We start from the raw sequence: 12,824 nt of genomic DNA on the forward strand, positions 1-12,824 counted from the left end.
GCAATTAGTAAGAACGCACTTTTGGCGGGAAGGCTTCACGCAATTTTGGCTGCATGTTCACTTCACGACGGGTCATGCTCTCAGTCTGCGGTAAATACAAGCTATGGCACAGCCAATTTGCATCATCACGCTCTGGATAATCGAAACGGCTATGTGCTCCACGACTTTCTGTACGGAAATTTGCGGCTACAGCAGTCGAATAAGCGGTTTCCATCAGGTTATCCAATTCCAGACATTCGATGCGCTGGGTATTGAATTCTGATGATGTATCATCTAAACGGGCATTTTGCAGGCGCTCACGGATGACTTTCAATTCATCTAATCCTCTCGCCATCGCATCACCTTCACGGAATACAGAGAAGTTGTGCTGCATACAAGCCTGCAATGCTTTACGGATTTCAACTGGATCTTCGCCTGAACGGGTATTGTTCCAACGGTTCAGACGTTGCAGTGCTGCTTCAACATCAGACTCGCTGGCATCACGGCTGGTTCCCTGTTCCATCAGGCACTCTTTCAAGTGCAAACCAGCAGAACGACCAAAAACCACCAAATCCAGCAATGAATTACCCCCTAAACGGTTCGCACCATGAACAGATACGCAAGCGATTTCACCCACAGCAAATAAGCCCGGAATGATAACATCTTCGCCTTTCTCATTAATAGTCAGTGCCTGACCCGTAATCTTAGTTGGAATTCCCCCCATCATGTAATGACAGGTTGGGATCACCGGAATCGGTTCTTTTACAGGATCTACATGGGCAAAAGTACGGGACAGTTCAAGAATACCCGGCAGACGCGATTCCAGAACCTCTTTACCCAAATGATCCAGCTTCAATTTCACGTGAGGTCCCCATGGGCCTTCACAACCGCGACCTTCACGGATTTCGATCATCATAGAGCGTGCAACCACATCACGACCAGCCAGATCTTTAGCATTGGGTGCATAACGCTCCATAAAGCGTTCACCATCTTTATTCAGCAGATAGCCACCTTCACCACGGCAACCTTCTGTCACCAATACACCAGCCCCCGCAATTCCTGTCGGATGGAATTGCCACATTTCCATATCCTGGACAGGAACACCAGCACGCAATGCCATACCAACACCATCACCAGTATTGATGTGAGCATTAGTCGTAGATTGGAAAATACGGCCTGCACCGCCTGTTGCGAGAATTGTTGCCTTGGCTTTGAAATAGACAACTTCACCTGTTTCAATACAGATGGCTGTACAGCCAACGATAGCACCATCTTGGTTTTTGACCAGATCCAGAGAATACCATTCAGAAAAAATGGTCGTATGGTTTTTCAGGTTTTGCTGATAAAGGGTATGAAGTAATGCGTGACCAGTACGGTCAGCAGCAGCAGCTGTGCGGGCAGCTTGCTCACCGCCAAAATTTCTGGATTGCCCACCAAATGGACGCTGATAGATACGTCCATCATCCAAGCGTGAAAATGGCAACCCCATGTGTTCCAGTTCCAAAATCGCTTCAGGACCAGTTTTACACATGTATTCGATGGCATCCTGGTCACCGATATAGTCGGAGCCTTTTACCGTGTCATACATATGCCATTCCCAGTTATCATCATGAGAGTTACCCAGAGCAACGGTAATGCCACCCTGTGCTGAAACTGTATGGGATCGAGTCGGAAAAACCTTAGAAATCAGGGCACAAGACAAGCCCATTTGTGAAATTTGTAGTGCAGCACGCATACCTGCACCGCCAGCACCAATAACAACAGCGTCAAACTCTCTTACCGGCAGTTTCATTTATGCACCCCACACAACAATTGTTCCGTAAATCAAATAAGCCAGCAGCGCAACAATAATCACCAGTTGCAACACAAGACGCAGTGCCAGTGGCTTCACATAATCTGTCAGCACCTGCCACATTCCGATCCATGCGTGAACCAGAATAGAAATCAGTGCCAATATGGTGAACACTTTAGTGAGAGATGAAGAAAAAAAACCACTCCAGACTTCATAGGTGATGTCTGACGTTGTTGCTACAAAACCAACGAGATAAAAAACATATAAAACAATAACGATTGCAGATGCACGTAACAACAGCCAGTCCTGAATACCCGTGCGCCCCAATGCGGATGCGTTGCTTACCATATTAATACCCCAGCCAGAATAGACAGAATAACTGCGATCACGATTGCCACTTTGGCAGAAGTTTTACCCGTAGCAAGGCTCTCTTCCAAGAAGCCAAAATCCATCAAAACATGGCGGATCCCACCACAAATGTGGTAACCCAATGCCGTTAATATCCCCCACAGGATAAATTTGGCGAAAAAGCCAGTCATAATTTCAGATGCATGCTGGAAGCCCTCTTGCGAAGACAGTGACATACCGAGCAACCACAGCAAAATGCCGACTGCTATAAAGGTGATGACGCCTGAGATACGGTGCAAGATCGAAGCTATCGCGGAGACGGGTTGATTTATCGTCCGCAAATCGAGGTTGACAGGTCTTTGTTTTTTCACAATTTTGCCCACACAGCTTTTTTTTATTTTCCATCCTCCGGCCCTGGGTGGGAATCAGACAGCGTTAAGAGGATACAAAGACACAACATCATTAATTTAACAATCCTTACTGTACATCAAACGTTGTGATTTGATTACGCTGGGTGCTCCTACATCAGGTATCCGGAGACCTTAACGCAGTATAAGTACTTCACATTGTTATTACAATTCCCACACAATATGATTATTAACATTTAGCTTGAACAGTGAGTAAGATCACGCTTCAAACATTTATCATAAAAACCACTATCTTGTTTGACAAAGATTAAACATTTATCTTACATATATGGCGGTGCATATTATCCACCGTCGTTTTCCGATGAAAAAGTAAACTTCACGAAAAACGCGAGCTTTATAAAAGTATCGTTATGACACAAAATAGTAACATTTTATGTTAAAAATACTTTAGATATGACATCCAGAAACTTTTTAACAACCTGAAAACGATTGTCGTCCGTAAATGAGATTTCAGCACTAAATGTATACAGCCTGATTTTTAATTCTCTCCGGTAGCACAATGCCGTCGGCACAGTGAAAAATTGCGCCTATCTGAAGGTTGTTAGGGGTTATAAAAAATAAGCGCTAAGGAGATGTAAATGGCTGATAAAAAGGCTACGTTGACCATAAATGGTTCAGCTGCTATCGAACTAGACGTACTAACGCCAACCCTAGGTTCTGAAGTGATTGACGTTCGTACCCTCGGCTCAAAAGGCTTCTATACCTACGATCCCGGTTTCACTTCCACTGCCTCCTGCGAGTCGAAAATCACCTATATTGATGGCAACGAAGGCATTTTGCTGCACCGTGGTTTTCCCATCGATCAGCTCGCAACGAAATCAAACTATCTGGAAGTTTGTTATATTCTGCTGTATGGGGAGCCACCAACACCCGAAGAATATGAAAAATTCAAAAAAACTGTGACACGTCATACGATGATCCACGAACAGATTACCCGTCTGTTCCACGGTTTCCGTCGTGATTCTCACCCTATGGCTGTACTTTGTGGCGTGACTGGCGCTCTTGCTGCCTTTTACCACGATGCAGTGGATGTTCATAATCCTCAACACCGTGAAATTACTGCATATCGTCTGCTATCCAAAATGCCAACTGTGGCAGCAATGTGTTACAAATACTCCATTGGTCAACCTTTTGTTTATCCTCGTAATGATCTTTCTTATGCCGGTAACTTCCTGTATATGATGTTTTCAACGCCTTGTGAGGAATATAAGGTCAATCCGGTATTGGAAAAAGCAATGGATCGCATTTTTATTCTACATGCGGATCATGAACAGAATGCTTCAACTTCAACAGTACGTACCGCGGGTTCTTCTGGTGCGAACCCATTCGTCTGCATCGCTGCGGGGATTGCATCATTGTGGGGGCCTGCACATGGTGGCGCAAATGAAGCTTGTCTGCGTATGCTGGAAGAGATCCAGACTGTCGATCACATTCCTGAATTTGTCGCCCGCGCCAAGGATAAAAATGACTCCTTCCGCCTGATGGGCTTTGGTCATCGCGTCTATAAAAACTATGACCCACGCGCAACCGTGATGCGTGAAACCTGTCATGAAGTACTGGATGAACTTGGTCTGAATGACAGTTTGTTGGAAGTTGCCATGGAGCTGGAACGTATCGCCCTGAACGATCCGTACTTTATTGAGAAAAAACTGTATCCGAATGTCGATTTCTATTCCGGTATTATTCTGAAAGCAATGGGGATTCCATCCTCCATGTTTACCGTGATCTTTGCCATTGCCCGTACAATTGGTTGGATTGCACACTGGAATGAAATGCATGACGATGGCTTGAAGATCGCTCGTCCTCGCCAGCTTTACACTGGCCATGCTAAGCGCGACTTCACGAGTCAGATTCAAAAATAATCTGACAAACTGACTGACACACTTCATATTCTGAAGCGTGTATATACTGCACCTTACCTGCCAATCCACCACAATTGGCTTGCCATCTGACAGTGGGGTGCAGTATCCGCTATGTAATGATACCCGTTATTATTTCAACGATTATGATGCTTTCTACTGGTGAAACTATCTGTTTTTTCTCCTCTTCGTCTCCTGCAACTGGTTTTACTCCTTAGTCCTTAGCCTGCCATATATTCACGTGGCGGCTTTCCCATGATTTTGCGAAAGAAAGTGACAAAAGTACTGTCATTGGTAAACCCTAACTCCTGAGCCACATAAGATATCGTCTTACCCTGTGCCAATAATTCAATTGCCTTAATCAATCGCCATTGTTGCCGCCATTGTTGGTAACCCATTCCCGTTTCACGCTGAAATATGCGGGTAATAGTTTTTTCACTGGCACCGATATAAGTAGCTATTTCCTGTAGTGGTGGCGGTAATTGTTCAAACGACAAACGGGCCAAACGGCGATCCAGAGGTAAAGGCAATAAAATTGGCTCTCGACGCGCCTCACAAATTTCATCAAAAAACACTGCCAATAAGTGTGCATCTTTTCCCTGACTCCAGTCAGTATCAAAAGGCGATATTGCAATACGTTCCAAAACTGCCTGTAGCAATGGTGTAGCTTCCAATACTTCACTCCTGTCAGGTATCCAATCCATTTCAGAAACATCAATATAGATAGAACGATACCCGACAGAACCTCGCATTTCCGCCCGATGTAATGTCTTTGGCGGGATCCATGCCACTCTGGTCGGAGGTAAAACAGAAATCTGATTAGCTAAAGTGATCTTGATACAACCCCGCTGAGTAAACAGTAGCTGCCCCATATTATGTTGATGAAAACCAGAATCGTGCTGTCCCAACTCTGCTGCAATGCCTGCTACAGGGACATTCAAACTGTCAGGATCAAAATGATCATTTTGCCTCAACCATGCCATGTTAGCTTCCGTTAAATTAATGTCCGATTATATAAATTTATTGTCTTTTTTATCATAATTAGACAGTCATCAGAATGCTAACCTTCCGGTCATCAATCATTGACGAAAAAATACCATGCAAGTTAAACCATCACTTTGGCTCGCTATTGCTTTAATGATGTTTCCCCAAATTGTGGAAACCATCTATAGCCCTGCCCTAACCAATATTGCCAATAGTTTTGCCGTCAGTGCAGAACACGCCTCGCAAACCTTGTCACTTTACTTTATTGCCTTTGCTTTTGGTGTCGTCGTATGGGGTCGCATGTGTGATGTTATTGGCAGACGCCCTGCTATTATTGCCGGATTATTACTCTATGGTCTGGCTTGTGTTATGGCGCTATTAACAGAGCACTTCTGGCTGCTATTGGTTGCCAGAATATTATCCGCTTTCGGAGCGGCAGCCAGCTCAATCGGGACACAAACTATCATGCGCGATAGTTATCAGGGAGAAGAACTGGCACGTGTTTTCTCCATTATGGGCATTGCATTGGCTGCTAGTCCTGCCGTTGGTATGATCAGCGGCTCTGTACTGAATCATTTTGGCGGTTATCAGGCCGTATTCGCAGGATTGACTATTTTGGCTGCTATTTTGATCAGTGGGTCTGTTATTCGCTTACCAGAAACACGCCCGTTAACTGTAACAACAGTTGCGCTATCTGATACCGCCAGCATAATGTTGAAAGATATTGCCATTTGGCGAAGTGCGTTTCTCATCGCTTTATTCAATATTTGTCTATTCAGCTACTATCAACTGGCTCCTTTCCGCTTTGCACAATTCGGATTATCACCAGAGCTTTTCGGTTATACAGGGCTACTCTTCACTCTCGGTGTTGGGGTGGGTTCAGTATCTAATAAGCAATTTTTAACAAAGAAATGGCCAACTAAAAAAATCATATCCCTTGCGGCATGGCTCGTCTTATTAAGCGGGATTGGTGTTTATCTGCTTGAAAATAGTTGGCTGTTTATTTTCCCTATGTTGGGTATTGTGATTGCTTATGGCCTTGCAATCCCCAATATTTTGGCATCTGCATTAAATCGCTATACAGATAGATTAGGCACAGCAGGCGCGTTGTTAGGGTTGTTTTACTATTTGCTGTTAGGGGCTGGCTTAGCGCTTGCTGGTTGGAGCCAAACGTTAGGTACGATATTGATCTACAGTGGAGTCATAATTATCTTTTTATCACGTAATAAGTAATACCCTGATAAATAAGAAACTGAGGCTATTGATTAAATAGCCTCTTTCATTGAAAAATCTGTGATACACATCAAGCTGGATTAGGAATATCAATAAAAGTGACATCCAACCCATGATGATTCGTCAGCCATTCACCAAGCGTTTTTATGCCATAGCGCTCAGTGGCATGGTGCCCTGCCGAATAAAAATGTAACCCCATTTCACGGGCAACATGAATGGTCTTTTCGGATACTTCACCAGTAACAAAAGCATCAACACCAAATTCAGCAGCTTGCTCAATAAAACTTTGTCCGCCACCTGTACACCATGCGATAGTGCGGATCTCTTCCCTGGCGTTATCGCCACAATGCAGTACCTTGCGCTCCAGTCTTTTTTCAAGGCGCTCAGACAATTCTGCCGGAGTAATCGGTTGATCAAATGCACCATGAGGAAGTAATGGATCAATCGTTCCTATGATTTTCACACCCATCTGACGTGCTAACTGGACATTATTGCCCAACGTAGGATGAGCATCCAACGGGAGATGGTAGCCATACAGGTTAATGTCATTGCAGAGTAAAGTTTGTAGACGACGGCGTTTCATACCCCGGATAACAGGCGATTCATTCTTCCAAAAATACCCATGATGTACAATGACAGCATCAGCTTCCAAACGAACAGCTTCATCCAGCAGAGCCTGACATGCTGTCACGCCCGTTATAACCCGTTGAATATGAGGGCGTCCTTCCACCTGCAATCCATTAGGGGCATAATCCTGAAACTCACGAACATTCAGTTCCGTATTGAGTACATGCTCTAATTCAACATTATTCATTACACACCCCTTATTATTTAGCTTTTTCACCATAGAAGACGTACCTATTCTTCGCTTAGCCAAAGTGATATATATGTATTAAGTAACAACATCAGTAGTCATAAGCAATAAGAGCAAAACACCTTGCCAGCTTAAGCTGGCAAGGTGTCAGAATACTACATTAAATTCTATATTCAGTAGGCTATATCAGTCAGAAAACATTATGCAGAAACAAACGAAGAACAGCCAGTCACAGAGTAGAAGATTCAGGGAATTAACGTGTCAGAGGCAATTTCTGCACGTTCTAACCATACGGGTTTATCACTTGTTTTTACCCATACTTTATGCAAGTAGCTGTAAAAACGGGCACGGTTTCGGCTGAATAACATAACAGGGAGCGCAATGACACCTACTGCAACAGCGCCAACACGCCGTAAGAGAACCTGATGCCGAGAATATTCACGATATGTAGACATAAAGACCCTCCATAATGGGCAATACCTGTAAGACATACTAAATTTTACTCAATGAAATGAAATTTTACTACTGATCAGACCACTTTTTTAGTGCCTAAAATCACTCTTTTTTTGTCGGCACGTAATTTAATTACAAAAAAACACTTAAACAGAAACAAAACAAACATTTTAAAAACATAAAATTAACCTACTGGGATTTGCTAAACTTATTTTTTATGACATTGAATCAATCAAATTCATTTATATTTTACGTTTGCAGGCTCTCTTTTTAATCTTCTTTATATAGTCACTTTTATTTTCAACCGTCTGTTTTTATTAAGAAGTAAACAGCTATTAAGAAGTAAACAAGGAGATAAGTGGTGAATAAATTACTCATTATTGTTGGCGCGATCCTGGTAGTGCTATTACTGTTCTATTTGATTTATGCGCTATTAAATGCGGAGGATTTCTAAATGGAAGCCTCTTCTTTTCTGCTGATAGCCACTTTCTTATTATTTCTATTTATATTAAGTAAACCTCTTGGAAATTTTATCGCTAACCTAATCGAAGGAGAATTACCTCGCTGGATTACAAATACAGAAATAATCCTATGGCGTTGTTGTGGGTTACAAAAACCTGGCAATAACTTCAAAGAAATGAACTGGTGGCAATATACATTTGCCATTATTATATTCAATGTTGCAGGCTTGTTGTTATTATTTATCCTGCTGATAAGTCAAAAATATCTGCCACTCAATCCACAACATTTTGCAGGTATGAAATGGGATTTGGCACTCAATACAGCAATTAGCTTTATAACTAATACTAACTGGCAAGCCTACAGTGGCGAAAACACCCTCAGTTATCTGAGCCAAATGGCAGGATTAACAGTGCAAAACTTCCTGTCAGCCGCTACAGGTATTGCTATTGCGTTTACCTTAATACGAGCATTTTCCCGTCAGGGTGTAAAAACTCTGGGGAACGCGTGGGTTGATATCACTCGTATCACGTTATATCTACTGTTACCTCTGGCGATCATTTTTGCTCTTATCTTTGCCAGCCAGGGCGTGATTCAAAATTTCTCTCCCTATGTTGCAATCCATACCCTTGAAGGACAGCAGCAACTGCTCCCTATGGGGCCGGTTGCTTCTCAGGAAGCTATCAAATTATTGGGAACAAATGGCGGGGGCATATTTGGAGCAAATTCAGCACATCCTTTTGAAAACCCAAATGCCATCAGTAACTTTGTACAAATGCTTGCAATTTTCCTGATCCCTAGCGCCTTGTGTTTCGCATTTGGTCTGGTTGTCGGAGATAATCGCCAGGGCTATGCCTTACTCTGGGCAATGAGTATCATCTTCCTTGTTTCTGTATCTGTTGTGATGTACGCCGAAACTGCCGGTAATCCCCATTTCATGCAATTAGGAGTCAACAGCAATATCAATATGGAAGGAAAGGAAAGCCGCTTTGGTATTCTTGTTTCCTCTCTTTACAGCATAATCACGACAGCAGCCTCTTGTGGCGCAGTCAATGCAATGCATGATTCTTTCACGGCATTAGGGGGCATGATACCACTCTGGTTAATGCAAATTGGCGAAGTCGTATTTGGTGGCGTAGGCGCCGGGCTCTATGGCATGTTGCTATTTGTTCTGTTAGCCGTCTTTATTGCGGGTTTGATGATAGGTCGTGCTCCTGAATATTTGGGCAAGAAAATTGATGTTCATGAAATGAAAATGGTCGCTCTTGCAATTCTAGTTACTCCCTCTCTTATCTTGCTAGGAACGGCACTGTCAGTTTCGTTTAATGTGGGACGAGCTGCCGTAACCAATCCCGGAGCGCACGGTTTCACAGAAATACTTTATGCTGTCACATCTGCGGCAAATAATAACGGTAGTGCTTTCGCTGGCCTGGAAGCCAACAACCTATTTTATAATCTGCTCTTAGGAGTAGTGATGTTTCTTGGGCGCTTTGGTGTCATTCTGCCTGTATTGTCCATCGCTGGTTCCATGAGCAGTAAGAAACGCCAGCCGATCAGTAATGGTACGCTACCAACGCATAGTGCCTTATTCATTGGATTACTCATTTTGGTCATCTTATTGATTGGAGCCCTCACTTTCATCCCCGCATTAGCTCTTGGCCCTATTGCTGAACATTTACAACTTTGGCAACTATCACGTTAGGTGAAGTTGTGAGATACATTGTGAGATAAGTAATGAGAAATAAAAAACAGGCATTATTTGAATCCGATCTCATTCGCCAAGCGATTATCGATTCAATAAAAAAATGTCATCCGGCCATTCAGTGGCACAATCCGGTCATGTTTGTCGTTTATCTTGGTAGCTGCCTGACTACCTTGTTATGGCTCGGTATATTAATCGGTCAGGCAGAGGGTGAAGCACTCTTTACCGGGTCAATTGCTTTATGGTTATGGTTCACTGTACTGTTTGCTAATTTTGCGGAAGCGCTGGCAGAAGGACGTAGTCAGGCTCAGGCTTCCAGCCTGAAAGGGGTAAAACAAACAACCTGGGCCACCAGACTTTCCGCGCCCAGTCACGATGCTACAAAAGAGAAAGTCACGTCAGATAGTTTACGCAAAGGCGATATTGTACTCATAGAAGCGGGTGAAATTATCCCTTGTGATGGGGAAGTCATTGAAGGCGGTGCTTCGGTTAATGAAAGTGCTATTACAGGGGAATCAGCCCCGGTGATCCGGGAGTCAGGAGGAGATTTTGCCTCCGTAACGGGAGGGACTCAAGTGTTATCAGATTGGCTAATCGTAGAATGTTCTGTCAATCCGGGAGAAACTTTCCTCGACAGAATGATCTCGATGGTTGAAGGTGCTAAACGGCGAAAAACACCGAACGAAATTGCCCTCTCGATTCTGCTTACCGCTCTCACCATCATTTTCCTGCTAACCTGCGCCAGCTTATTCCCTTTTTCCTTATTCAGTGTTGAAGTCAACCATGCCGGTGCTCCCATTACGGTCACAGTGGTGATCGCACTGTTAGTTTGTTTAATTCCCACCACCATTGGTGGTTTGCTTTCTGCTATCGGTGTTGCAGGTATGAGTCGCATGTTGGAAGCCAATGTCATTGCCACCAGTGGGCGTGCCATTGAAGCCGCAGGTGATGTAGATGTTCTGTTGCTGGATAAAACCGGCACGATCACATTAGGCAACCGTCAGGCATCTCAGTTTTTGCCTGCTCCCGGAGTGACGGAACAACAACTGGCTGATGCTGCACAACTTTCCTCACTTGCCGATGAAACACCTGAAGGACGTAGCATCGTGATCCTGGCAAAACAACGTTTTAATATGCGTGAACGTGACCTGCGTGCCTTAAACGCTACGTTTGTTCCTTTTTCTGCCATGACCCGCATGAGTGGAGTCAACATTAACGACCGTATGATCCGCAAGGGTGCAGTTGATGCTATCCGCCGCCATATTGAAGCCAACCGTAGTCAATTTCCTGAAGCTATTAACCTACTGGTACAGCAAGTAGCAAGCAAAGGGGGGACGCCACTGGTTGTTGCCGAAAATCAGCGGGTTCTGGGAGTCGTTGCCCTAAAAGATATCATTAAAGGTGGTATTAAGGAGCGTTTCAATGAAATGCGTAGGATGGGGATCAAGACTGTCATGATCACCGGCGATAATCATCTGACCGCTGCGGCCATCGCTGCAGAAGCAGGGGTTGATGATTTTCTCGCAGAGGCGACACCCGAAGCGAAACTGACTTTGATCCGCCAATATCAATCTGAAGGGCGTTTGGTTGCAATGACTGGTGATGGTACAAACGATGCTCCCGCTCTGGCTCAGGCTGATGTTGCCGTTGCTATGAATTCAGGTACTCAAGCGGCCAAAGAGGCTGGCAATATGGTGGACTTGGATTCTAATCCCACCAAATTAATTGAAGTGGTACGTATTGGTAAACAGATGCTGATGACCAGAGGTTCTTTGACCACATTTAGTATTGCTAATGACATTGCCAAATATTTTGCCATTATTCCTGCCGCATTTTCCGTTACTTATCCGCAGCTTAATACCCTGAATATCATGCACCTCCATTCACCACAATCGGCAGTACTGTCGGCGGTTATTTTCAATGCGATTGTCATTATCTTTTTACTGCCATTGGCTCTGAAAGGTGTCAGTTATCGTCCGATGAATGCACTGTCGCTTCTGCGGCGCAATTTATGGATATATGGTCTTGGTGGTTTGCTTATGCCTTTTGTGGGCATCAAACTTATTGACATGCTACTTACAGCACTCGGTTTTAAGTAACACAAATTTTGAATAAAACAATTTCAGATAATGCAGCTTTCAAATCATTAGATTCTAGAATTTGACTATCAAGTAATAAGGTGACAAAAATGATTTGGTTACGTTCTTCCATTGTTTTGTTGATATTTCTTACCCTGATCACCGGTATTGCTTATCCGCTGCTGATCACCGGGATCTCAGCAGCCTTGTTTCACCATAAAGCTACCGGTTCATTGATTGAACAGAATGGAAAATTGATCGGTTCTGAATTAATCGGGCAGGAATTCACCAAAGCCACCTATTTTCATGGGCGCCCTTCCATGACCGCCCGACAGCCCTATAATGCGCTATCATCCGGGGGAAGCAATCTGTCACCGACTAACCCGATTTTATTTCATAAAATACAACAACAGATTATTAAAATCCGTTTATTTAACTACCCGGAAAACCAACCAATTCCTGTCGAGTTAGTGACAGCATCCGGTAGTGGACTTGACCCACATATTTCACCTGAAGCAGCCGAATTCCAGGCACAGCGCATCGCCACGATCCGCCATATACCAATAAATGTAATTAATAAACTGATTCAGGAAAACACAACTTCTCCACTGCCGAACTATATTGGTCAACCTGTAGTCAATGTTCTGAAACTTAATCTGGCATTAGATAACTTGCAACCACAAGGCCGATAACTT

The 12,824-nt window shown here is 43.8% G+C and carries 12 protein-coding genes; 6 read left to right on the plus strand and 6 right to left on the minus strand.

All coding sequences use genetic code 11. The features are described from left to right. Positions 1-4: 4 nt before the first annotated feature. The 3 genes from sdhA to sdhC are packed head-to-tail and all read right to left on the minus strand — an operon-like array spanning position 5 to position 2,502. The gene (sdhA, locus tag AAC147_RS14640) at positions 5-1,771 is read right to left on the minus strand and encodes a succinate dehydrogenase flavoprotein subunit (protein WP_047682423.1); all 1,767 of its coding nucleotides are present in this window, start codon (positions 1,769-1,771) and stop codon (positions 5-7) included. Further along, positions 1,772-2,119, minus strand: a complete 348-nt coding sequence (gene sdhD, locus AAC147_RS14645; protein ID WP_047682425.1) for a succinate dehydrogenase membrane anchor subunit — start codon at positions 2,117-2,119, stop codon at positions 1,772-1,774. Then, complete coding sequence (gene sdhC / locus AAC147_RS14650) at positions 2,113-2,502, minus strand: succinate dehydrogenase cytochrome b556 subunit (protein ID WP_047682427.1); 390 nt, start codon at positions 2,500-2,502, stop codon at positions 2,113-2,115. The genes sdhD and sdhC overlap by 7 nt, the downstream gene beginning before the upstream one ends. Before the next feature lie 623 nt (positions 2,503-3,125). On the opposite strand from sdhC, the gene AAC147_RS14655 reads away from it, so the two are divergent. Continuing rightward, positions 3,126-4,409 carry a citrate synthase gene (locus AAC147_RS14655; RefSeq protein ID WP_047682429.1) on the plus strand — a complete coding sequence of 428 codons (1,284 nt, stop codon included), beginning with the start codon at positions 3,126-3,128 and terminating at the stop codon, positions 4,407-4,409. A gap of 218 nt (positions 4,410-4,627) precedes the next feature. On the opposite strand, the gene AAC147_RS14660 is transcribed toward AAC147_RS14655, so the two are convergent. Further along, entirely contained in the window at positions 4,628-5,389 is a 762-nt protein-coding gene (locus AAC147_RS14660; protein WP_047682431.1) for an AraC family transcriptional regulator, read from the minus strand. Between the two features lie 115 nt (positions 5,390-5,504). Here AAC147_RS14660 and AAC147_RS14665 point away from each other — a divergent pair, with 115 nt between their 5' ends. After that, complete coding sequence (locus AAC147_RS14665) at positions 5,505-6,623, plus strand: multidrug effflux MFS transporter (protein ID WP_047682433.1); 1,119 nt, start codon at positions 5,505-5,507, stop codon at positions 6,621-6,623. A 70-nt stretch (positions 6,624-6,693) separates the two neighbouring features. Here the strand turns inward: AAC147_RS14665 and AAC147_RS14670 are convergent, their stop codons facing one another. Then, positions 6,694-7,437 (minus strand): type 2 GTP cyclohydrolase I, encoded by a 744-nt coding sequence (locus tag AAC147_RS14670; protein ID WP_047682435.1) that lies wholly within the window; start codon positions 7,435-7,437, stop codon positions 6,694-6,696. Between the two features lie 245 nt (positions 7,438-7,682). Beyond that, entirely contained in the window at positions 7,683-7,892 is a 210-nt protein-coding gene (locus AAC147_RS14675; protein WP_047682437.1) for a YbfA family protein, read from the minus strand. Between the two features lie 359 nt (positions 7,893-8,251). Here AAC147_RS14675 and kdpF point away from each other — a divergent pair, with 359 nt between their 5' ends. From kdpF to kdpC, 4 genes are all read left to right on the plus strand, one after another. Then, positions 8,252-8,344, plus strand: a complete 93-nt coding sequence (gene kdpF, locus AAC147_RS14680; protein ID WP_069202319.1) for a K(+)-transporting ATPase subunit F — start codon at positions 8,252-8,254, stop codon at positions 8,342-8,344. Further along, positions 8,345-10,051 (plus strand): potassium-transporting ATPase subunit KdpA, encoded by a 1,707-nt coding sequence (gene kdpA, locus AAC147_RS14685; protein WP_047682439.1) that lies wholly within the window; start codon positions 8,345-8,347, stop codon positions 10,049-10,051. Positions 10,052-10,083: 32 nt separating this feature from the next. Continuing rightward, a complete protein-coding gene (kdpB, locus tag AAC147_RS14690) occupies positions 10,084-12,150 on the plus strand; it encodes a potassium-transporting ATPase subunit KdpB (protein ID WP_047682441.1) in 2,067 nt (688 codons plus the stop codon). Between the two features lie 89 nt (positions 12,151-12,239). Then, positions 12,240-12,821 (plus strand): potassium-transporting ATPase subunit KdpC, encoded by a 582-nt coding sequence (gene kdpC, locus AAC147_RS14695; RefSeq protein ID WP_047682443.1) that lies wholly within the window; start codon positions 12,240-12,242, stop codon positions 12,819-12,821. Positions 12,822-12,824: the final 3 nt, after the last annotated feature.

Origin of the sequence: Xenorhabdus sp. NBAII XenSa04 (assembly GCF_963866145.1) — a bacterium.
In the GTDB taxonomy this organism is placed as follows: domain Bacteria; phylum Pseudomonadota; class Gammaproteobacteria; order Enterobacterales; family Enterobacteriaceae; genus Xenorhabdus; species Xenorhabdus indica.